Here is a 21,870-nt window from a genome sequence, read left to right on the forward strand (position 1 = left end):
CCATGGCACAGGACAGCGGCTTTCTCGCGCGCTGGTCGCAGCGCAAGGTGCAGGCGCGCCAGGGCGGCGAGCTGCCCGAGATGCCTGCGCCCCTGGCCGCGCCCGCAGCCGCCGTGGTGCCTGCCGAAGCGCCGCCGGCCGCGCCCGAGCCGGCCACGCCGCCACTGCCCACCCTGGACGACGTGACGCAGCTGACCGGCGACTCGGACTTCTCGCGCTTCGTCGCGCCCGAGGTCAGCGGCGAGGTGCGCAACGCCGCGCTCAAGAAGCTGTTCAGCGATCCGCACTTCAACGTGATGGATGGGCTGGACACCTACATCGACGATTACAACAAGCCCGACCCGCTGCCCGCAGCCATGCTGCGCCAGATGGCACAGGCCGCCTACCTCGGCCTGGTCTCCCCCGAGACCGAACCCGCACAGACGGGTACGCCGGCAGCCGGCCTGCAGCTTGCGCCTGCGGCCGTGATGGAGCCCCACGATGAAGACCCTGATCTGCGACTGCAACCGCTCCATGACCCTGGACCGCCCGGCCCTGAGCCGGGCACTGGCGGCAACGCCGGCGGCCAGTGCTGAGGGCATTGCCGACGTCCACTCCGCCCTGTGCCGGCGCGAGGCCCCGGCCTTCCAGCGCGCCGCCAGGTCGGGCGAGGAATTGCTGATCGGCTGCACGCAGGAAAGCCGGCTGTTCCTGGAGTTGGCCGAGCAGACCGAAGGCGCGCCGCCGCTGGCCGAACGGCCGATCCGCTTCTTCAACCTGCGCGAGACCGGCGGCTGGTCGCGCGATGGCGCGGCGGCCACGCCCAAGCTGGCGGCGCTGATCGCCGCAGCCCAGCTGCCGCCGCCCGAGCCGGTGGCCACTGTGGGCTACCGCTCGGCCGGCCGCTGCCTGGTCGTCGGGCCGGCCGCGCGCGCCGAGGCCGCCGCGGCGCTGCTCGGCGATGCGCTCGATCTCACGTTGCTGGTCGATGGCGGCGCGCTGGCACAGCGGCACGACCAGGTGGTGCTGCGCGGCCGGCTCACGCGCCTGACGGGCTGGCTGGGCACTTTCGAGGCCGGCTGGCAGAGCGCCAACCCCATCGACCTGGACCTGTGCACGCGCTGCAATGCCTGCATTGCGGCCTGCCCCGAGGGCGCGATCGATTTCAGCTACCAGGTCGACCTGGCGCGCTGCACGGCCCACCGCGACTGCGTGGCCGCCTGCCAGGCCGCTGGCGCGATCGACTTCGGGCGCAACGCGCGCAACGAGGAGGCGCGGTTCGACCTCGTGCTGGACCTCGGCGAGCTGCCCACGTTGGCCATGCACCAGCCGCCGCAGGGCTACGTCCATGTGCCGCCCGGTGCGCCGCTCACGCAGGCGGTGCTGCAGCTGCGCGGCTGGGTGGGCGAGTTCGACAAGCCACGCTTCTTCCGCTACGAGCAGCGGCTGTGCGCCCACACGCGCAACCAGCAGGTCGGCTGCTCGGCCTGCATCGACGTGTGCTCGGCGCAGGCCATCCGCTCCGACGCCTCGCTCAAGGGCAAGACGGCGGCGCGCGGGCGCGGCAGCGTGGGCCACCCGACCGCGGGCATCGTGGTGGAGCCGCACCTGTGCGTGGGCTGCGGCGCCTGCGGCACGGTCTGCCCCAGTGGCGCGCTGAGCTTCGCCTACCCCACGCCTGCTGACCTGGGCAAGCGCGTGCGCACGCTGCTGCGCACCCATGCTGCGGCCGGCGGCCGCGATGCGGCCCTGCTGCTGCACAGCCAGGAAGAGGGTACGGCGGCCATCGAGTCCCTGGGCCGCGCGGCCAGCATCGGCCGGGCCCATGGCGTGCCGGCCCGCGTGCTACCGCTGGCCGTGTGGCACAGCGCCAGCGTGGGGCTGGACGTGTGGCTGGCCGCGCTGGCGCAGGGCGCCAGCCAGGTCTGGGTGCTGACCGGCAGCACCGAGGCGCCGCAGTACCTGCAGGCCCTGGCCGCGCAGATGGCCCAGGCCCAGGCCATCGTGCACGGGCTGGGCTATGCCGGCCAGCATTTCCGGTTGATCCCGGCGGGCGACACCGCCGCGTTGGACGAAGCCTTGCGCGCGCCGCCGGCCCAGGGCGTGGCCCAGGCCGCCAGCTTCGTCGTACAGGCCGACAAGCGCAAAACGCTCGAGCTCGCGCTGGCCCACCTGCTGGCGCAGAGCCCGCAGGCTGTGCCGGAGGCCATCGCACTGCCCGCGCCAGGGGCGCTGTACGGCAGCGTGCGCGTCGATGCGGCCAAGTGCACGCTGTGCCTGGCCTGCGTGGGCGCCTGCCCCTCGCAGGCACTGTCCGACAACCCCGACCAGCCGCAGCTGCGCTTCACCGAGAAGAGCTGCGTGCAGTGCGGCCTGTGCCAGACCACCTGCCCGGAGGACGCGATCCGCCTGGAGCCGCGCCTGCTGCTGGCCGACGGTGGCCGCGCGCGCGCGCAGGCCCGGGTGCTGCACGAGGCGGAGCCCTTCCATTGCGTGCGCTGCGCCAAGCCTTTCGGCACGCTGCGCGCCATCGAGACCATGCTCACCAAGCTGGCCGGCCACGCCGCCTTCCAGGGCGCGGCGGCCGAGCGGCTCAAGATGTGCAGCGATTGCCGCGTCGTCGACATGTACTCCAACCCCCAAGAACTCCGCATCACCGACCTGTGACCACCGAGACCTTCAGCGAAGAAATCGCGCGCGCCGAGCTGTACGGCCTGCTGGCACGCCTGTGGCTGGCGCCGCCAGACGCCGCCTTGTTGGCGCAGTTCCGGGTGGCGGTGACCGAGGCGCCCGAGCCTGGCAGCTTCCTGGAGGCACCGTGGCAGGCGCTGGTGGCGCAGATGCGCGCGGCCACGCCGGCTTCGGCGCAGGACGAGTTCGCCGCGCTGTTCCAGGGCGTGGGCAAGCCCGAGGTCTTTCCCTATGCCTCGTTCTTCCTCGCCGGCTTCGTCAACGAAAAGCCGCTGGCGCGCCTGCGCGAAGACCTGGCAGCCCTGGGGCTCACGCGCGATGCGGCGCAGTTCGAGACCGAGGACCATGTCTCCTACGTGCTGGAAGTCATGCGCTACCTGATCGCGGGCGAGGGCGGCGCGGCGGGCAACCTGGCGCAGCAGCACCGCTTTTTCCGCGCGCACGTGCAGCCCTGGATCGAGCCGCTGTGCCAGGCGGTCGACGACCAGCCCGCCGCCCGGCTGTGGCGCGCCATCGCGGCCATGACACTGGCCTTCGTCCAGGTCGAGACGCAGGCCTTCGACCTCATCGACACATGAACACCATCGCACGCGAAGACATCACCGGCCTGGTGCTGGCCGGCGGCCGCGGCAGCCGCATGGGCGGCGTCGACAAGGGCCTGCAGAACCACCGCGGCATGCCGCTGGCCCTGCATGCGTTGCTGCGCCTGCAGCCGCAGGTGGGCACCAGCATGGTCAGCGCCAACCGCAACCTGTCGGCCTACGAGGCCATGGGCGTGCCGGTCTGGCCCGATTCGGTGGAGGGCTACGCCGGCCCGCTGGCCGGCCTGCTGACGGGGCTGGAGCATGCCGAGACGCCCTGGCTGGTCACGGTGCCCTGCGACACGCCGGACTTCCCGACCGACCTCGTCGAACGCCTGGCGGCGGCCGCCGTGGCGCAGGACGCCGAGATCGCCATGGCGGCCACGCTGGAAGACGGCCGGCTGCGCGCGCAGCCCGTGTTCTGCCTGCTGCGCACCGAGCTGGTCGAGAGCCTGGTGGCCTTCCTGCACACGGGCGAGCGCAAGTTCGGGCTGTGGGCCGACCGGCACCGCAAGATCGAGCTGCCATTCGACGACACGGCGGCCTTCTTCAACGCCAACACGCTGCAGGAGCTGCAGCAGCTGCAGCAGCTGCTGCGCTGAAGCTCAACGCTTCGACCGCGCGTAGCGCCACCAGGGCAGCGCCCGCGTGAGCGCCAGCACCTCGCCCGGCTGCTGCACGCCGTAACCCGGCAGCCCGGCCAGCGCCGCGGCCCAGGCCGGCGAGGCCAGGCGCGTGCGCAGGGCCTGCAGCGGCGGCGTCTCCAGGTCTTGCTTGCGGCACACCAGGTAGTAGTTCTCGTCGACCAGCGGCGCGAACGACAGGCCCGCCTCGGCGGCCGCGGCCTCGATGCCGATGCCCACGTCCGCCGCGCCGGCGGCGATGGCCGCGGCCACGGCCACGTGCGTGTCTTCCGTGTGGGTGGTGTAGCCCGGCACATCTTCGGGTGCCACGCCGTCCTGGGCCAGCAGGTGGTCCGTCAGCATCCGCGTGCCCGAGGAGGGCTGGCGCGCAACGAAGCGCCAGCGGCCCGTGCGCAGCGCGGCGATGCCCTCGGGCCGCTTCTCGCCAGGGCGCCAGATCCAGCCCTGGCGCCGCCAGTGGCTGCCGATCAGCTTGTGCTCGCCGGGCTGCAGCAGCGGGCGCAGCGCGCGCGCCATCACGCTCTCCGGCGCGGCGGCCTGCGCCACGTGGAAGCCGGCAACGCGGCAGCGGCCTTCGCCCAGCGCACGCAGCGCCTCCTGGCTGCCGGCGAAGCGCAGGCCGATGTGCAGGCCGTCGTGTTCCTCGGCCAGGGCCTGCAGCCGTGGCAGGCCCAGGTCGTGGCTGGCGAAGATCTCCAGCACCTGCAGCGCGGCGTCGTCGGCCAGCGCGAACACGCGCGCCAGTTCAGCCCGCAGCGCCTCCACATGCGGCGTCATGCGCACGCGCGCCTGGCGCTCGGCCCACAGCAGGCGCTGCGCGAACGGCGTCAGCCGTGCGTGGCGGCCCTGGCCCCACAGCACCAGCGGCGCACCCAGCACCTCTTCCCAGTGCTTGAGCGCGCCCCAGGCGTGGCGGTAGGAGATGCTTTGCGCACGCGCAGCGGCGCTGATGGAGCCCTCGGCCTGCAGAGCCGAGAGCAGGTCGAACAAGGGGTTCTCGATCTCGGCGCGCTGCTGGCCGTGGGTCTCGGCGGTCTCGAAGGTGTAGCGCAGGTGGATGCCGCGGCGGGAAGAAGGCATGGGCGGATCTGGCGAAGGGGCCGCAGTGTCCCACGGCCGCCCCCGTCAATTGCCGGCGTTCGGAAAGAACAACTGCTCGCCGCCGATGGTGTAGGAGGCGATGGCGGTTTGCCCCGCCGGCGAGACCACCCAGTCGGAAAAGCCCTGCGCCAGGTCCTTCTTCACGTGCGGATGCCTGGCGGGGTTCACCACGATCACGCCGTACTGGTTGAACAGCTGCTTGTCGCCTTCGACCAGGATGCCCAGGTCGGCCCGGTTCTTGAAGTTCAGCCAGGTGGCGCGGTCGGCCAGCACATAGGCGCCGGTGGAGGCCGCGATGTTCAGGGCCGGCCCCATGCCGCAGCCGCATTCCTTGTAGCCCGCGGGCTTGGCTGCGGCCAGGTCGACACCGGCCAGCTTCCACTGGCGCAGCTCGGCCGAATGGGTGCCGCTCTTGTCGCCGCGCGAGACGAAGCCGGCTCCCGTGTCGGCCAGCCGCTTGAGCGCGGCGGCGATGTTGCTGCCGCGCGTGCCGGCCGGGTCGGCCTTGGGGCCGATGAGCACGAAGTCGTTGTACATCACGGCGCGGCGCTCCAGGCCGAAGCCTTCGGCCACGAACTTCTCCTCGGCCGGCTGGTCGTGCACGAACAGCGCATCGGCGTCGCCGCGGCGTGCCATGTCCAGCGCCTGGCCGGTGCCGACGGCCACCACGCGCACCGCGGTGCCGCTGGCCTGCGTGAACTGCGGCAGCAGGTGTTTGAACAGGCCGGACTGCTCCGTCGAGGTGGTCGAGGCCAGCACGATGAATTTGTCCTGCGCCTGCACGGCGCAGGCGAGCAGGGCGGCGGGCAGGGCGAGGAGCAGGAAGCGTTTGCGCAGCAGCATCGGGGCGGTGCCTTGGGAAGGAAGAGGAGGGCCGATTCTGGTGGCCCGTCTTCCTCTGCGCGATATGAACGGCGCTGCATAGGCGCCGTCGGGTCAGCCGCCCGGGTCGACGCGAAAGCCCAGTTCGCGCAACGCGGCGCGTGCCGCGTCGGAGCGCAGCAGCGCGAGAAAGGCCTGCACCGGCGCACGGGCCAGCCGGTCCCGGGGCAGCACGAAGTCGTAGCGCTCCTCCTGCACCGGGATGAAGCCCAGCCCGTACTGCCGCGCCACCGTGTCGATGGCCAGGCCCCAGTCGGCGCGGCCCTGCGCCACGGCCACCGCCACCGCGTTGTGCGATTTGGTCTGCACGCCGTAGCCCGCGGGCTGGGCGCCTTCGAGCAGCCGGTCGATGAGGATGCGCGTGCCGCTGCCGGCGTTGCGGTTGACCATCGCGCAACCCGCCTCGCTGCGGGCCGTGGCCATGGCCGCTGCCGCGTCGCGGCCCTCGAAACGCGCATCGCCGCGGCGGTAGACGACGCCCTGCATGCGGCCGTAGCCCGGCACCAGTTCCAGCGCGGGCGTCAGCAGATGCGTGTTGTAGACGCCCGTGGCCGGGTCCATGAGGTGGATGCCGCCCAGGTCGCATTCGCCGCGTTTGGCGGCCATCAGACCGCCCGTGCTGCCCACGCTCATGCTCTTGATGCGCAGGCCCTGGCGCACCAGCTGGCCGGCCAGCCAGTCCAGGCCCACGCAGTGGCTGCCCACCAGGATCAGGTCGGCGGCCTGCAGGCCCTGCCCGAGCAGCTGCACCTGCACCGGCGCGCCCGCGTCGAGGATCTCGGTGTGCTGGCCGATGGTGATGAAGCCGTCGGCGCTGCTGAAGGTGGTGACCGAGCCCGAGCCCTTGCCCATGGGGTAGGCGGCCAGGCCCCGCTCGCCGGGCACCAGGCCCACCAGCAGGTATTCGGTGCGGCCGCGTTCGGAGTTCACGCGCATGGGCAGCGTCGCATCGACGAGCTGGCGCTGTTCGGGCGGCCGGCCGGCGAAGGCGCGGATGACGGGCGCCATGAACTCGTGGAAGGTGAACACCGCCGAGGTCGGAAAACCCGGCAGGATCACCACCGGCTTGCCCTGCGTGACGGCCAGGCACACCGGCTTGCCGGGCTTGAGCGCCACGCCATGCGCGACCACGCCCGGGTCCTGCAAGGCGGCCACGATGCGGTAGGACAGATCGCCCTCGCCCTTGGAGGTGCCGCCGGAGAAGACCACGGCATCGCAGGCGAGGCCCTGGCGCAGCGCGGCCGACAGCCGGGCCTCGTTGTCCGGAACCACGCCCAGGCGCACGGGCTCGCCACCCAGCTCCTCGACGGCGGCCGCGAGGATGGCGGCATTGGAGTCGTACACCGCGCCCACGGGCAGTGGCGCGCCAGGCGCGACGATCTCGTTGCCAGTGGAGAAGATGGCCACGCGCGGCCGCCGGTGCACGGGCACCTGGTCCAGGCCCAGCGCCGCGAGCACGCCGATCTCGCGCGAGCTCAGCGGCTGGCCCGCGCGCAGCACGGTCTCGCCGCGCGCGATGTCGGTGCCGGCGTAGCTCACGTTCTCGCCCGCCGTGGCCGCACGGCGCACCACCAGGCGGCCGCCCTCCATGTCTGTGTGCTCCACCATCACCACCGCATCGGCGCCGCGCGGCAGCATGCCGCCGGTGGCGATGGGCGTGGCGGTGCCGGCCGTCACCTCGGCCTGCGGCACGATGCCCGGCGCCAGCGTCTCGGCCGTGGGCGACAGCCGGCGCGGCTCCTCCTCCATCGCGCCCCAGGTGTCGCCGGCCCGCACGGCGAAGCCGTCCACGTTGGAGCGGTCGAAGCCGGGCACGTCGACGGTGGCGACCACATCCTCGGCGAGCACGCGGCCCAGCGCGGCATGCAGTGCCACGGTCTCGGCGCCCAGGGGCGCCAGGGTCAGGTGTTCGCGGAAGCGGCGCTCGGCCTCGTCGCGCGTGAGGACCTGCAGGAACTGGGATTGGGCTTTCACGGGCATTCGTACAGATGGACGGTCACTTCGCTGCCGGCCCCGTGGCCCTCGCTCTCTGCCGGCACCACGACGAAGCCGTCGGCCCGCACCGTGGAGCTCAGCACCGAGGCGCCCGACAGTGCGATGGGCTCCACGCCATCGGCGCCGAGCTTCACGCGCACATAGTCGACGCGGCCGACCTGCGAGACGATCTTGCGCGCCAGCACGGCCTGCACGCGCGGATAGGGCCAGCCATCGGGCCGGCCGCCCAGGCGCCGGATGGCGCGGCCGGCGAAGAAGTCGTAGGCGCACAGGCACGACACCGGGTTGCCCGGCAGCAGGAACACCAGCGCCGCGCCGATGCGGCCCATGCCGGCCGGACTGGAGGGCCGCATGGCGATGCCGTGGATGGCCAGCTCGCCGAGGCGGGCCAGCAGGCGCGGCGCATGGTCTTCGGCGCCCACGCTGGAGCCGCCCGAGACCAGCACCACGTCCGCGCCCGGCGCGGCCAGCGCCTGTGCGATCCGCTCCGGATCGTCGCCCAGGCGCAGGTGCGACTCGAGCAGGCCGCCATCGCGCGCCACCAGGCCGCGCAGCGTGACGGAGTTCGCGTCGTAGATCTCGTGCGGGCCCTTGGCCTGGCCCGGCGCGCGCACCTCGTTGCCCGTCACCAGCAGGCGCACGCGCGGCTGGCGCAGCACCTGCACCTGGGCCAGGCCCAGAGAGGCGACGAGGCCGGCGTCCTGCGCGCGCAGCCGCCGGCCCGCTGCCAGCGCCTGGCTGCCGCGCGCGATGTCCTCGCCCACGCGGCCCACATGCTGGCCGGGCGCCACCGGCTGGGCGACGGCCACGCGGCCGTGCTCCTCGCGTGCGTACTCGGCGGGCAGCACGGCGTCCAGCCCGGCCGGCACGGGCGCCCCGGTCATGATGCGGACCGCCGAGCCCGCGGGCACTGCGCCCTCGAACGGCCGGCCGGGGAAGGCCTGGCCCACGACCGCGAACTCCAGCGGGTTGTAGTCGCCCGCGCCGGTGGTCTCGCCGCCGCGCAGCGCGTAGCCGTCCATGGCTGCACGGTCGAACTCGGGCACGGCGATGGGGGCGACGAGGTCCTGCACGAGCACGCGGCCGGTGGCGTCTTCGGTGGCCACCGGTTCGCCTGCGAGGCAGGGCGTGTGGGCGTCGATCCAGGCGAGTGCGGCGGGCACTTCGGCGCGCTGTGTGAAGCCGCGCATGCGCACATCGGTGGTGGAGACAGGGTCGGTCGGCTGCATCCGGGCCAGTATAGGAGCGGCGTTTTCGCGGCCGCGGCGGCTGCTCAGCCGCCCGGCGGCAGGGATTCGGCGCCCGCCAGGTCCTCGTACCACAGGAAGGCATCGCAGCTGCCGGCCCAGTGGCGGTTGGTGTTGGGCCGCGTGCCCACGCCCACCAGCCGGCGGCCCGCCGCGTGGATCTTCTGCGCCAGCGGCAGGAAGTCGCTGTCGCCGCCCACCACCACCACGGTGCGGATGTGCGGGAAGCGCGCGAGGTCTTCCAGCGCGTCCAGGCTCAGCCGGATGTCGGCGCCGTTCTTGGCCGCGCCGCCGGGCGGGAACATCTGCACCAGGTCCATGCCGGCCTGCATCAGCGCATCGCGGTAGCGGCTGAAGAACTGCCAGTTGCAGTAGGCACGGTGGATGGCCAGCGGGCCCTGGGCAATGGCCGCGGCGGTGACGGCCGCCACGTCGACCAGCGGCTCCTGCAGCTTGAAGCGCACGTCGGGCTTGGCGTAGTGGCCTTCGCCCAGGCGCGCCTCGACCAGGCTGGCGTGCAGGTTCTCGAAATCCCAGTACAGGGCAACGCGGGGCTGGTCGTGGTCATGGGGCATGGGGGGCGATCGTAGCCGGCGCCGTCACAGCCATTGGCGCGTGACGCCGTTGGTCCAGCCGAAGCCGTCCTGCAGCGGGTACTCGCCACCGCTGCCGCCGCTGGCCTCGGGATGCGCGTGCAGCGCGTACTTCTCCACCAGCCGGTGCTCGCGCTGGTAGACCGCGTCCACGGTGCGCAGCCAGCGCGCGCGGATTTCGCCGGCCAGTGCGTCGCAGCCGTAGGCCGCCAGGCCCTCGGCCGCCATCCACTGCAGCGGTGCCCAGCCGTTCGGCCGGTCCCATTGCTCGGCGCTGCACTGCTCGGTGGCGGCCAGGCCGCCGGGCACCAGCAGCCGGCGCGCCAGCGTGTCGGCCAGGCGCGTGGCCTGCGCCGCGCTGGCTGTGCGCGTGAACAGCGGCGTGGCGGTGGCCGCGTTCAAGCCCCGGCGCGGCGTTTGCTCGGGCCAGTCCAGGTCGAGCCAGGCGCCGGCCTCTTCGTTCCACAGCCAGCGGTCCATGGCCGCGCGGCGCGCGCCGGCCAGCGCCTGGTGCCGGCGCGCCGTGGCGGCATCGCCGGCCTGCGCGGCCAGCTGGGCGATGCGGCTTTCCAGCTGGTGCAGCAGCGCGTTGAGGTCCACCGGCAGGATGCGCGTGGTGCGGATGGTGGCCAGCGCCTGCAGCCGGCCGGCGCCGGCCGGTGGCGTGCCGAGCCAGCGGCTGCTGAAGTCCCAGCCCGATTCGGCAGCGGCGCGCAGGTCGCGGAACACCTCGGCCGCCGGACGCTGCGGCGCGGCCGCGGCGGTGGCCACGTCCTCGCGCCAGGCTTCCTCGCGCGGCTGGGCGCGCTCGTCCCAGTAGCGGTTGAGCAGCGCGCCATCGGACAGGCGCACCACGCGCCGGTGGGCCTGGCCCGGGGCCAGCGCCTGGGCACCGTCCATCCAGAACGCATGCTCGCGCAGCAGCTGCGGCAGGTAGCGCAGCGCGCCCTGGCCGCCGCAGCCTTCGCACAGCGCGACCATGCAGGCGAACAGCGGTGGCTGCGAGCGGCTCAGGTAGTAGGTGCGCGTGCCGTTGGGCACATGGCCGAAGCGCTCGATCAGGTAGGCGAAGTTGTCGGTCATCGCATGCAGCAGCTGCGTGCGGCCGCTGGCCGCCAGGCCCAGCATGGTGAAGTACGAATCCCAGTAGTACATCTCGACGAAGCGCCCGCCGGGCACCACGTAGGGGTGCGGCAGCGCCAGCAACGAGCCGCGGTGCGGGTGCTGGTCCGGGTGGCGGGTGAGTTCGTCCCAGAGCCGGTCGATGTGGTGGCGCAGGTCCTGTGCCGGCGCCTCGGCCTGGCTGGCCAGCGCCGGCCGTTGCGGCGCGAAGTGCGTGGCGACGAAGCTGCGCAGGTCGAAACCAGGCGCCGTACAGGCCTGCCGGTAGGCCGCGAGGATCTCCTGCGGCGCGCCCAGCGGCGCGCAGTCGGGGAAGGTCTTGCTGTCGGCGAACACGGCCTCGCGCTGCACCGCCACGAACAGCTCTTCGTAGCGGTCGGCCGGCGTGTGCGTGTCCGGCGGCGGGTGGCGTTCGGCGGCGGCGTGGCGGCCGGCGGGTTCGGTGTGGATGCCTGCGGAGGCGGGCGGTGCGTTCTGCATGGACGCGCTCATCTTGCCTTGTCCGACCGCTGCGCGCTGTCGGTCAACGCCGATCGCGCCGCGGCTGGCGCCTCAGGGCCCGTCCTGCACCAGCCGCTTGCCCAGCGGCACGGCCTCGTCCACCGCATAGCCCAGCCGGCGGTAGAAGGCCAGCACGGCGCTGTTGCCCGAGCGCACGAGCAGGCTGACCTTGGGGCAGCCCAGGGCGAGGAAGGCCTGCTCGACGTGCTGCATCAGCGCAGCGCCATGCCCGCGGCCCTGCAGCCCCGGCGCCACGGCCAGGTAATTGACCCAGCCACGGTGGCCTTCGTAGCCGGCCATCACGCTGGCCACGACGCGGCCGTCCAGCTCCCCGACGAGGAACAGCTCGCGCTGCACCGTGAGCTTGCGCGCGATGTCCTTGTGCGGGTCGTTCCAGGGGCGGGTCAGGCCACAGGCCTGCCAGAGCGCGACGACGGCGGGCTCGTCGGCTTCCAGGTAGGGGCGGATCTGCATGGGTCCTCGGTGGGCAAGGGCGCGGCAGGCCGCGGGCCGGGCAATCTACCGCAGACCGGCGGCGGGCCTGCCGGCCGCAGCCGCCCAGGCAGCGGCCGCCGCGTTCAGCGCCGGCTGCGCGACAGCAGCACGATGCCGGCCAACACCACCAGCGTGCCGGCCAGCTGGATGGGCGCCAGCCATTGGTCCAGCACCGCCCAGCCGATGAAGAGGGTGGCGATGGGCTCGACGTTCATCATGGGCGCGTTGCGCGCCATGTCCAGCCGCGGCACCGAGACGAACAGCAGCGTGAAGCCGGTGCAGTACAGCAGCATCAGCAGCGCCAGCCCGGTCCAGCCCGGCGCATGCTGCGGCCAGGCCAGGCCGCCGGGTACGGCCCCGGCGGCCCCGGCGATGGCCATGCTCACGCAGACCGTCAGCATGGCGTAGAAGCTGCGCACCGTGCCGGGCAGCGTGGCGAGCCGGCGGTCGGTGATCCACAGGCTGCATGCGAACACGGTGGCGGCCGTCAGCGCGAAGGCCACGCCTGCGCCCCAGGCGATGCCGCTGCCGCCGCCGCGCGCCTCGGCCAGCCGCGCCGGCACGTCCAGCGCCAGCAGCAGGCCCGCCAGCACGATGCCCATCACCAGGCAGGCGCGCCGCGTCGGTCGCGGTCCACCCGTGGCCCAGTTCAGCAAGGCCAGCAGCACCGGGAAGGTGTTGGCCACCAGCAGCGCCAGGGCCACCGGGATGCGCGCCACGGCCGAGTACAGGCACAGGCTCTGCACGGCCAGCAGCAGGCCCAGCAGCAGCTGCCAGCCGCCGGTGCCGGCCGGCAGCGCCAGCCGCTCGCGGCGCCAGGCGACCAGCGTGCCCAGCACCAGCAGGGCCGTGCCAGCCCGGCACAGGATGGCCGTCAGCACGCCGGCCCCGTCGTCGAAGGCCAGCCGCGCGGCCACATGGTTGCCCGCGAAGCAGCAGGCGATGGCGGCGATCAGCAGCAGGGCGGTGGGGCGAGGCAGCAGGGCGGGGGCGGGCATGGGGCGCGGATTGTGCCCGGCGCGGCGCTGTGCCTATGGCGCGTCTGCGCAGCATCAGAGCCGCTGGCAGAACTCCACCAGGTGCGCGCGGAACCAGCGGTGTCCGGCGTCGTCTTCCGCATTGCCATGCCACAGCAGATAGACGGGGAACTGCGGCGTGCGCAGCGGTACCGCATGGGCCTTGAGCCGGAAGTGGTCGGCGTAGAGTTGTCCCATGCGGCGCGGCAGGGTGCAGACGAGGTCGCTGGTTTGCACCAGCACCGGCATCGACAGGAAGTGCGGCACCGTCACCGCGATGTGGCGCGACAGGCCGCGCTTGGCCAGCGCCAGGTCGATCATGGGGCGTGAGTGGCCCTGGTGCGCCAACACCACGTGGCGCAGTGTGAGGTAGGTCTCCAGGCCCAGCCGCTCGCCCACCAGCGGGTGGTCGCGCCGGGCCAGCGTCAACAGGCTCTCGGTCAGCACACAGGTGCTGTGCACGGCCGGGTCCTGCGGAGCGAAGTAGTCGAGCGCGAGGTCCACCGTGCCCTCGCGCAGTTCGGCATGCAGCTGCGCGCCGGGCTCGGGCCGGATGCGGATGCGGATGCCCGGCGCGGCCTGGCCCAGCCATTCGATGAAGCGCGGCAGCACCACGGTCTCGCCGTAGTCCTCCGCCGCCACCACGAACTCGCGCTCGGCGTTCGCGTAGTCGAAGTCGTCGCCGCCGCGCAGCCCGCGTTCCAGCAGCGCGAGCGCCTGGCGGATCGGCTCGGCCAGCGTTTTGGCGCGGGGTGTCGGCGCCATGCCCTGCGCGCTGCGCTCGAACAGCGCGTCGCCCAGCCGCTCGCGCAGGCGGGCCAGCGCATTGCTGACCGTGGGCTGCGACAGGTGCAGCTTGGCGGCGGCGCGCGAGATGCTGCGCTCGGTGTAGACCGCGTCGAACACCAGCAGCAGGTTCAGGTCCAGCGTGCGCAGGTTCATGGACCCCTCTATTTGGAATCTGAATATTCTGCATTTGCTATCAAAAGTTGTCGAATAGTCCTGCGCTTTTGAGAATGGCGCAAACGAATCAACGGAGACAACGATGGCCGAACCGCAAGCTATCGAAGCGCCGGTGCTGCTCGACCGCCCCGCCGAGGGCGTGGCGCGGCTGACGCTGAACGGGCCGCTGGCGCGCAACGCACCCAACTTCGCGCCGCGCCAGGCGCTGGCCGATGCCTTCGACGCGCTGGAGCGCCGCGCCGTCGCGCTGCTGTTCGACACCGGCGGCCAGAAGGAAGGCATGCGTGCCTTCGCAGAACACCGTGCGCCGGCCTTCACCGGCCGCTGACCCTTCACCCACCACCACACGAGGACGCATTCGATGCCCCAAGACGTTGCCATCGTCGGCTATGGACGCACGCCGTACAGCCGTGCCAAGCCCGGCGAGACGCTCCACACGGTCGACGAGTACATCGCCTGGGCCGCCGAGCTGGCGCTGCACAAGGCCGGCCTGTCCAAGAACGACTTCGACGGCCAGGGACTGGGCGTGGCCCATGCCGAGACCGCGCACACGGTGAACTGGTCGGCCGCGACCGCCGAGAACCTGGGCATCAGCCCGCAGATCCTGCTGCGCGCCGACCAGGGCGGCGCCTCGGCCTCGGCCCTGCTGATCCGCGCGGCCGGCATGATCCGCGCCGGCATCGTCGACCGCGTGCTCGTCGTCGGTGCCGACACGCCGCTGAACATCCCCTCGGCCGCGCCGGGTCTGCCGCTGTCGCCCGAGCGCACGCGCGGCGTCTACTGGGATTTTCAGGGCCCGTTCGGCGTGATGGGCGCCACCGCGCAGTTCGCGCTGGTGCTCACGCGCTACATGCACCAGTACCCGGGCCTGCGCTTCGAGACGCTGGGCAAGATCGCCGCCAGCAACCGCTTCCATGCCTCGCTGCACGAGGGCGCGATCTACCGCAAGCCCTTCACCGTCGACGAGTACATGGCCTCGCGCATGCTGTCCGACCCGATCCGGCTGCTCGACTGCGTGCCCATCGTCAACGGCGGCCTGGCCTATGTGGTCACCTCGGGCGAAACCGCCCGCGGCCTCACCGACAGGCCGGTCTGGCTGCGCGGCTTTAGCGAGGCCAACAACTACTACCACGGCGCGCGCACGCTGCCGGACATCACGACAACGGGGTTCGCCGTCTCGGCGCCCGCGGCGCTGGCGATGGCCGGCGTGGCGCATGCCGACATCGACTTCTTCCAGCCCTACGACGATTACCCCTTCATTTCGATGATGACGGTGGAGGACTGGGGCTTTTGCAAGAAGGGCGAGGGCGCGCGCTTCATCGACGAACACGACCTGCGCTTCGACGGCGACTTCCCGCTGTCCACCGACGGCGGCCAGCTCTCGGGCGGGCAGCCGGGCGGCGCCATCGGCGGCTTCATGCCGCTGATCGAGGCCGTGACCCAGTTGCGCGGCGAGGCCGGCGCGCGGCAGGTGAAGAACGCGCGCATCGGCGCGGCCTGCGGCTTCGGCGGCATCCCGTACGGACGCCCCGGCCGCAGCTGCGTGTCCATCGTCCTGTCGAACGAATGAGCTCCACCATGTCCGAACCCACCCTGCACAAGCCGCTGCCCACCCTCACCGACCAGACGCGCCCGTTCTGGACCGCCGCGAAAGAAGGCCGCCTGGTGCTGCAGAAATGCCAGCGCTGCGCCACCTTCAACTTCCACCCCAAGCCCTGGTGCATCGAATGCGGTGCGCGCGAACTGCAGTGGACCGACGCGCGCCCCACAGGCACCGTGTACTCGCACACCGTGTCGCGCACGGTGGCGATGAACTACCCCGGCTGGGAGGCCGACCTGCCGGTGGTGCTCTGCCTGATCGACCTGGACGACGGCGCGCGGCTCTATGCCCAACTCACCGACTGCAGGCCCGAGGACGTGCGCGTGGGCATGCGGGTCGGCGTGCACTTCGAGGCGATCTCCGAAGACGCCGGCATCCCCAAGTTCCATCCGCTATGACCGCCACCGCCGATCCCGACCGCCACACCCTGCGGCGTGCCGCGATGCAGGGCGTCGCCTTCGACTGGCAGGACCCGCTGTGCATGGACGCCTTGCTCAGCGAGGAGGAACGCATGGTGCGTGACAGCGCGCGCAGCTACGCCCAGGAGCGGCTCATGCCGCGCATCCTGATGGCGCACCGCCACGAGGAATTCGACGTGGCCGTCATGCGCGAGATGGGCGAGCTGGGCTTCCTGGGCGCGACCATCGAGGGCTTCGGCTGCGCCGGCATCAGCTACGTGGGCTACGGCCTGATCGCGCGCGAGTTCGAGCGCGTGGACACGGCCTTCCGCTCGGCGCTGGGCGTGCAGAGCACCTTGTCGATGATGCCCATCTACCTGTTCGGCAGCCAGGCGCAGCGCGAGCGCTACCTGCCCGCCATGGCGCGGGCCGAGCGGCTCGGCTGTTTCGGCCTGACCGAGCCCGACCATGGCTCCGACCCCGGCTCCATGGCGGCGCGCGCGCGCCAGGTCGAGGGCGGCTGGCGGCTGTCGGGCACCAAGACCTGGATCACGCATGCGCCCATCGCCGACCTCATGGTGGTGTGGGCCAAGGACGACGAAGGCCAGGTGCGCGGCTTCATCCTGGAGCGCGGCATGCAGGGCTTGGCCACCTCGAAGATCGAGGGCAAGTTCTCGGTGCGCGCCTCGCCCACCGGGCAGATCCTGATGGACGACGTGTTCGTGCCCGAGTCCCAGCGGCTGCCAGGTGCCGAGGGCATCGGCGCGCCGTTCGCCTGCCTGAACAACGCGCGCTTTGGCATCTGCTGGGGCGCCATGGGCGCGGCCGAGTTCTGCTGGCATGCCGCGCGCCAGTACGCACTGGACCGCAAGCAGTTCGGCCGTCCGCTGGCGGCCAACCAGCTCGTGCAGAAGAAGCTGGCCGACATGCAGACCGAGATCACGCTCGGCCTGCACGCCTGCCTGCAGCTCAGCCGCCTGCGCGACGACGGCCGCGCCAGCCCCGAGATGGTCTCGCTCATGAAGCGCAACTGCGCCGGCAAGGCGCTGGACATCGCGCGGCAGGCGCGCGACATCCACGGCGGCAACGGCATCTCCGACGGCTACCACGTGATCCGCCATGTGCTGAACATGGAAACCGTGAACACGCTGGAAGGCACGCACGACATCCACGCGCTGGTCCTTGGCCGCGCACAGACCGGCATCTCGGCATTCACATGAACCCCACCGACACCTCCCCCCGCGCCCAGGTCATCGCGCGCCTGCTGCACCCACGCAGCATCGCCGTCGTCGGCGCCTCGGCCGACCTGGCCAAGATCAACGGCCGCCCGCTCAAGCACCTGATCGACAAGGGCTTCGGCGGCCGCATCCTGCCGGTCAACCCCAAGTACCGCGAGATCGCGGGCCTGGCGTGCTTTGCGGACATCGCCAGCCTGCCCGACGGTGTGGACATGGCCGTCGTCGCCGTGCCGGCCCGCGAGGTGGTGGCCAGCGTCGAAGCATTGGGCGCGCGCGGCGTGCCGGCGGCCGTGGTGTTCAGCTCGGGCTTCGGCGAGATGGGCGAGGCCGGCCGCGCGCTGGAGCAGCGCCTGGCCGACACGGCCCGGCGTGCCGGCGTGCTGCTGTGCGGACCCAACTGCCTGGGCTTCATCAACGCGTTCGAGAACGTGTACGCGACCTTCAGCCAGTACGCCGATGGCGAGACCGGGCCGGGGCCGATCGCCTTCGTCACCCAGTCCGGCGCCTTTGGCACGGCCATCGCGGCGCTGGTGCGCCAGCGCGGCCTGGGGCTGGGCTACTTCATCAACACCGGCAACGAGGCCGACCTGCAGTTCGCCGAACTCATGCTGGCCGTGGTGGAAGACCCGCGCATCCGCGTGGCGGCCGGCTACCTGGAGGGCCTGACCGATGGCGACGGCCTGGTGCGCCTGGCGCAGCGCTGCCGCGAACTGGGCAAGCCGCTGGTGTTGACCAAGGTCGGGCGCATGGCGTCGGGCGCACGCGCGGCGGCCTCGCACACAGGCGCGCTCGCCGTGGAGGACGCAGTGTTCGACGCGGTGATCCGGCAGCACGGTGTGCTGCGCGCGCGCAACGAGGAGCAGATGCTGGACATGCTGGAGGCGCTGGCGCAGCCGCGCGTCTGCGAGGGCTTCGGCCTGGGCATCGCCACGCAGTCCGGCGGCGCCGGCGTGATGATGGCCGATCGGGCCGAGGAGGTGGGCCTGGCCGTGCCCGAGCTGTCGGCCGCCACGCAGCAGCGGCTGGCCGCGGTGATGCCGGCCTTCGGCGCGGCCGGCAACCCGGTGGACGTGACGGGCCAGTTCGTCGCCCGGCCCGAGCTGCTGCGCGAATCGGTGGTCACGCTGCTGGACGATCCGCAGGTGCACATGGGCATCGTCTGGCTGCAGCTCATGACGGCGCACGTGGACAAGCTGGTCGGCATCTTCGAGGAGATCCAGGCGCGCACCACCAAGCCGTTCTTCGTCTGCTGGGTGGCCGCGCCGGCGGCGGCGCTGCAGCGCTTGCGCGCGCTGGGCATCGTGGTGTACGGCGCGGGCGAGCGGGCGGTGGAGGCGGCCGCTGCGCTGGCGCGCCACCACGCCGGCCGGCGCCGGCCGCCGCAGGCGCTGGAACGCAGTGCGCCCGCGGCCGCACCCGCCGGTGCCGCCGACCACCAGGGCATGCTGCCCAGCGTGCAGGCGGCGGCCTGGCTGCAGGCCGCTGGCGTGCCCATGGCGCCGGTGGTGCTGGCGCACGATGCCGACGCCGCCGTCGCCGCGTGGCGGTACTTCGGCGCGCCGGTGGCCCTGAAGGTCGAGTCGCCCGACATCGCCCACAAGACCGAGGTGGGCGGCGTGTTGCTCAGGCTGGACGACGAGGCGGCCGTGCGCGCAGGCGTCGCCACGCTGCGGGCCAACGCCGCGCGCCATGCACCGCAGGCGCGCATCGACGGCGTGCTGGTGCAGCCCATGGCGGCCGGCCATGTCGAGCTGGTGGTCGGCGTGCAGCGCGACCCGGTGTTCGGCATGGTGGTGATGGTGGGCAGCGGCGGCGTGCTCGTCGAGGTGCTCAAGGACGTGGCGTTCCGCCGTGCGCCCTTCGGCGTGGACGAGGGCCTTGCCATGCTGGCCGAACTGCGCATGGGCGCAGTGCTCGACGGCGTGCGCGGCCAGCCGGCCGTGGACCGCCGCGCCATCGCGCAGTTGCTGGCCGACCTGTCGCGCTGGGCCGCTGCCACGCCCCGGCTGGCCGAGCTGGACCTGAACCCGGTGCGCATCGGCGCGGACGGGCCGGTCGCCGTCGACTGCGTGATGGTGCTGCGTGACCCACCCGCCTGAGCTTTTCCCGCGCGGCCTGCGCCGCATCCACAACACAGAAGGAGACATGACCATGCACACCCGTTCGTCCCTCCGGTCCCTGGCGCAGCGCCTCCTCGGCGCCGGCCTGCTGCTGGCGGCCGGCCTCGCGGCGGCCCAGTCCGGCTATCCCGACCGGCCGATCACCGTGGTGGCGCCCTATAGCGCCGGTGGCGATGCCGACCTCGCCGCACGGACCTTCGCCGCCGCCGCCACGCGCGCGCTGGGCCAGCCGGTGGTGGTGCTGAACAAGGTCGGCGCCAGTGGCGTGATCGGCTCGGCCCAGGTGATCGCTGCGCCGCCGGATGGCTACACGCTGCTGCTGGCGCGCACGGGCTCGCAGGCCATCCTGCCGGCCGTCATGCCGACATCCACCAGGTACAAGTGGGACGACTACACCTTCATCGGCACGCTGGAACTCAATCCCTACGGCTGCGTGGTCAACGCCAAATCGCAGTACAAGACCTTCGGTGACCTGGTCGAGGGCATGAAGGCGCGCGGCAAGTCGCTCAACTACGGCACGGCCGGCGTGCTGACCACCAACGACATGGGCCCGCGCCAGTTGTTTCGCCTGCTCAAGCTGACCGACCAGACGCCCACGCAGATCCCCTACAAGGGTACGGGCGAGGCCGTCACGTCGCTGCTGGCGGGGCAGACGGAGTTTTCGTGCGGCAGCCTGGGTTCGTTCCTGGCCCATGTGCGGGCCGGCAGCCTGCGCGCGCTGATGGTCACCTCCGCCGAGCGCATGGCCGAGCTGCCCGAGGTGCCTACCGCGCGCGAGCTGGGATATGCGCCGATGGAGGGCATCGTCGGCTGGAGTGCGGTGTTGGCGCCGCCGGGCCTGCCGGCGGATGTGCGCGCACGCCTGGTGGCGGCGATGCAGGCCATCGCCAAGGACCCGCAGTGGCGCGCGGCGACCGCGCAGACCGCCTCCATCCCGTCCGTGAAGCCACCCGAGGAGACGCGCGAGTTCGTGCGCCAGCAGTACGAGCTGTACCGGTCGCTCGGCGAGATGCTGGGCATCATCGACGCGAAGATGTAGCTGCCCACCGGGCGAGCAGGGCCAGCACGGGTGCGAGCAGCAGCCAACGCCAGGACGGCAGTCCCAGCGTCCACAAGGTGGCGGCACTGGCCAGGCACCACAGCAGCGGCACGGCCCAGGCGGCGGCCTGCCACCACCCGGCGCCCGGCCGCTGCAGCAGTGCCAGCAGGCCAAGCGTGCCGACGGCCGTGGCATCGGGCGTGAGGCCGAACAGTGCGGCCTGGCGCCACGGCCGGTCGGGCAGCAGTTCGGCCAGCGGCTGCAGCAGCACCGCGCCGGCCACCAGCGCCAACGCCAGCCCGCGCGGCCAGCCCGTGCGTGCGGGCATGTGCCAGCGGCTGCCGGGCCGCGCGAGCCAGGCCAGCACCAGCGCCTGCAGCGCGAAGCCGGCGGCGAACCACGGCGCTGCGGTGTGGATGCCGGCATAGCGCCGCCAGTGGAAGGCCCAGGCCGTCCACAGCCAGCCGGCGGCCACCAGTGCGCAGGCCAGGCGCCAGCGTGCGGGCCGGCACGCCAGCAGCCACAGCGCCAGCGCGGCCAGCGGCAGCGCGAGCAGCTGCGCCGGCCAGACCTGCGCGTTGTACAGCGCGAACAAGCGCTGGTAGGTCGTCGGCGCGAACATCAGGAAATCGTCGAGCCGGTAAGTCCACCACTCGGACATGGGCGACTCTGGCTACAGCAGCGCCGCCACGTCGGCCGCCATGCGCCGGCGCAGCGCGGCGTCGGGCATCGGCCCGCGCGCTGCGTCCATGTTCTGCCGCAGGTGCGCCACCTGGCTGGTGGCCGGGATGGCGCAGGTCACGGCAGGGTGCGAGACGACAAATTTCAGCGCCACCTGGGCCCAGTGGCGGCAGCCGATGTCCGCCGCCCAGCCGGGCAGCGGGTGGCGCTGCAGCTGCTGCAGCAGCGTCCCCTGGCGGAAGGGGCGGTTCACCAGCACGGCGATGCCGCGGTCGGCCGCCAGCGGCAGCAGCCGCTCCTCGGCCTCGCGGTCGAGCAGGTTGTAGCTCAGCTGCACGACATCCAGCGGGTGCTGGCGCATGAGGGCCTCGAACTCGCGGTGCCGCCGGCCCTCCGATGTGGTGATGCCCACATGGCGCAGCTGGCCGGCCTGCTTCATCGCGAACAGCCGTGGCAGCTGCGTCTCCCAGTCGAGCAGGTTGTGCACCTGCAGCAGGTCGAACGGCCGTGCCAGGCGCCAGCGCTGGCGCGAGGTGGCGATCTGCTCGGCGCCGCGTTCGGCCCCGCGGGTCCAGACCTTGTCCGCGGCGAACAGCGGCGGCTGCTGCAGCGCCGCCAGCGACTGGCCGATCACCTCCTGCGCCGAGCCGTACATGGGCGAGGAATCGATCAGCCGCCCGCCCGCGGCGAAGAAGGCGGCCACCACCGCCGCGGCGGCCGCGCGGCCCTCTGGATCGTCGCCCACGTTGAAGGTGATCCAGCTGCCCAGGCCCACCACCGGCAGCAGCGTGCCGCTGGAGGGAACCCGCCGGGTCATCGGCTGCGGCTGGGCGGGTTGCGCAGGTGCGTGGGCCGGCCACCCGGCCAGGGGCAGGCAGGCCGCGGCCGACCGCAGCAGCAGGCGGCGGTCGGCGCGGGCCGGACGGTCGGGCGGGTGTTGCATGGTCCAGATGCGATGCGGCAGCGGCGGCGAAGTTCAGCCGA

21 protein-coding genes are annotated in these 21,870 nt (G+C 72.6%); 10 read left to right on the top strand and 11 right to left on the bottom strand.

The features are described from left to right. Positions 1 to 2 precede the first annotated feature (2 nt). From DES41_RS28325 to mobA, 4 genes are read left to right on the top strand one after another with little or no spacing between them, the layout of a single operon-like run. On the top strand, positions 3 to 575 hold the full coding sequence (locus DES41_RS28325; RefSeq protein ID WP_114470966.1) for a DUF3306 domain-containing protein: 573 nt from the start codon (positions 3 to 5) through the stop codon (positions 573 to 575). Further along, positions 481 to 2,646 carry a 4Fe-4S dicluster domain-containing protein gene (locus DES41_RS28330; protein WP_170168308.1) on the top strand — a complete coding sequence of 722 codons (2,166 nt, stop codon included), beginning with the start codon at positions 481 to 483 and terminating at the stop codon, positions 2,644 to 2,646. The genes DES41_RS28325 and DES41_RS28330 overlap by 95 nt, the downstream gene beginning before the upstream one ends. Next, positions 2,643 to 3,248 carry a TorD/DmsD family molecular chaperone gene (locus DES41_RS28335; RefSeq protein WP_114470968.1) on the top strand — a complete coding sequence of 202 codons (606 nt, stop codon included), beginning with the start codon at positions 2,643 to 2,645 and terminating at the stop codon, positions 3,246 to 3,248. The genes DES41_RS28330 and DES41_RS28335 overlap by 4 nt, the downstream gene beginning before the upstream one ends. Further along, positions 3,245 to 3,853 carry a molybdenum cofactor guanylyltransferase MobA gene (gene mobA, locus DES41_RS28340; protein WP_114470969.1) on the top strand — a complete coding sequence of 203 codons (609 nt, stop codon included), beginning with the start codon at positions 3,245 to 3,247 and terminating at the stop codon, positions 3,851 to 3,853. The genes DES41_RS28335 and mobA overlap by 4 nt, the downstream gene beginning before the upstream one ends. A 3-nt stretch (positions 3,854 to 3,856) precedes the next feature. Here mobA and DES41_RS28345 read toward each other — a convergent pair whose 3' ends face one another. From DES41_RS28345 to DES41_RS28385, 9 genes are all read right to left on the bottom strand, one after another. Continuing rightward, entirely contained in the window at positions 3,857 to 4,975 is a 1,119-nt protein-coding gene (locus tag DES41_RS28345) for a substrate-binding domain-containing protein (protein ID WP_114470970.1), read from the bottom strand. Between the two features lie 45 nt (positions 4,976 to 5,020). After that, positions 5,021 to 5,839, bottom strand: coding sequence for an ABC transporter substrate-binding protein (locus DES41_RS28350; RefSeq protein WP_114470971.1), 819 nt, complete (start codon positions 5,837 to 5,839; stop codon positions 5,021 to 5,023). 93 nt (positions 5,840 to 5,932) lie between these two features. Beyond that, entirely contained in the window at positions 5,933 to 7,852 is a 1,920-nt protein-coding gene (locus tag DES41_RS28355; protein ID WP_114471146.1) for a molybdopterin biosynthesis protein, read from the bottom strand. Next, positions 7,849 to 9,102: a molybdopterin molybdotransferase MoeA gene (locus tag DES41_RS28360; RefSeq protein ID WP_245965903.1), complete on the bottom strand. Its 1,254-nt coding sequence runs from the start codon at positions 9,100 to 9,102 to the stop codon at positions 7,849 to 7,851. The genes DES41_RS28355 and DES41_RS28360 overlap by 4 nt, the downstream gene beginning before the upstream one ends. Before the next feature lie 44 nt (positions 9,103 to 9,146). Beyond that, on the bottom strand, positions 9,147 to 9,695 hold the full coding sequence (locus tag DES41_RS28365; RefSeq protein ID WP_114470972.1) for an NYN domain-containing protein: 549 nt from the start codon (positions 9,693 to 9,695) through the stop codon (positions 9,147 to 9,149). 24 nt (positions 9,696 to 9,719) lie between these two features. Further along, on the bottom strand, positions 9,720 to 11,327 hold the full coding sequence (treF, locus tag DES41_RS28370; RefSeq protein WP_211333102.1) for an alpha,alpha-trehalase TreF: 1,608 nt from the start codon (positions 11,325 to 11,327) through the stop codon (positions 9,720 to 9,722). 60 nt (positions 11,328 to 11,387) lie between these two features. Further along, entirely contained in the window at positions 11,388 to 11,810 is a 423-nt protein-coding gene (locus DES41_RS28375; protein ID WP_114470974.1) for a GNAT family acetyltransferase, read from the bottom strand. A 104-nt stretch (positions 11,811 to 11,914) separates the two neighbouring features. Beyond that, complete coding sequence (locus DES41_RS28380; RefSeq protein WP_114470975.1) at positions 11,915 to 12,829, bottom strand: EamA family transporter; 915 nt, start codon at positions 12,827 to 12,829, stop codon at positions 11,915 to 11,917. A 54-nt stretch (positions 12,830 to 12,883) separates the two neighbouring features. Further along, complete coding sequence (locus DES41_RS28385; protein WP_114470976.1) at positions 12,884 to 13,789, bottom strand: LysR family transcriptional regulator; 906 nt, start codon at positions 13,787 to 13,789, stop codon at positions 12,884 to 12,886. 103 nt (positions 13,790 to 13,892) lie between these two features. On the opposite strand from DES41_RS28385, the gene DES41_RS38905 reads away from it, so the two are divergent. Genes DES41_RS38905 through DES41_RS28415 form a run of 6 tightly spaced genes read left to right on the top strand, consistent with a single transcriptional unit; the run spans position 13,893 to position 20,205 of the window. Beyond that, complete coding sequence (locus tag DES41_RS38905) at positions 13,893 to 14,138, top strand: hypothetical protein (protein WP_211333103.1); 246 nt, start codon at positions 13,893 to 13,895, stop codon at positions 14,136 to 14,138. Between the two features lie 33 nt (positions 14,139 to 14,171). Then, on the top strand, positions 14,172 to 15,380 hold the full coding sequence (locus DES41_RS28395) for a thiolase family protein (RefSeq protein WP_114470977.1): 1,209 nt from the start codon (positions 14,172 to 14,174) through the stop codon (positions 15,378 to 15,380). An 8-nt stretch (positions 15,381 to 15,388) separates the two neighbouring features. Continuing rightward, positions 15,389 to 15,808, top strand: coding sequence for a Zn-ribbon domain-containing OB-fold protein (locus DES41_RS28400; protein ID WP_170168310.1), 420 nt, complete (start codon positions 15,389 to 15,391; stop codon positions 15,806 to 15,808). A gap of 44 nt (positions 15,809 to 15,852) precedes the next feature. Next, on the top strand, positions 15,853 to 17,028 hold the full coding sequence (locus DES41_RS28405) for an acyl-CoA dehydrogenase (protein ID WP_114471148.1): 1,176 nt from the start codon (positions 15,853 to 15,855) through the stop codon (positions 17,026 to 17,028). Continuing rightward, positions 17,025 to 19,145, top strand: a complete 2,121-nt coding sequence (locus DES41_RS28410) for an acetate--CoA ligase family protein (protein ID WP_114470979.1) — start codon at positions 17,025 to 17,027, stop codon at positions 19,143 to 19,145. Before DES41_RS28405 ends, DES41_RS28410 begins: the two co-directional genes overlap by 4 nt. Before the next feature lie 52 nt (positions 19,146 to 19,197). After that, positions 19,198 to 20,205 (top strand): tripartite tricarboxylate transporter substrate binding protein, encoded by a 1,008-nt coding sequence (locus DES41_RS28415; protein WP_170168311.1) that lies wholly within the window; start codon positions 19,198 to 19,200, stop codon positions 20,203 to 20,205. On the opposite strand, the gene DES41_RS28420 is transcribed toward DES41_RS28415, so the two are convergent. Together DES41_RS28420 and DES41_RS28425 are read right to left on the bottom strand one after the other, a co-directional pair. Beyond that, a complete protein-coding gene (locus DES41_RS28420; protein WP_114470981.1) occupies positions 20,186 to 20,866 on the bottom strand; it encodes a DUF6064 family protein in 681 nt (226 codons plus the stop codon). The two genes, DES41_RS28415 and DES41_RS28420, sit on opposite strands and share 20 nt — an antisense overlap. Before the next feature lie 12 nt (positions 20,867 to 20,878). Continuing rightward, entirely contained in the window at positions 20,879 to 21,829 is a 951-nt protein-coding gene (locus DES41_RS28425; protein WP_114470982.1) for an aldo/keto reductase, read from the bottom strand. Positions 21,830 to 21,870: the final 41 nt, after the last annotated feature.

The organism is Pseudorhodoferax soli, assembly GCF_003337555.1.
Classification (GTDB): Bacteria; Pseudomonadota; Gammaproteobacteria; order Burkholderiales; family Burkholderiaceae_C; genus Pseudorhodoferax; species Pseudorhodoferax soli.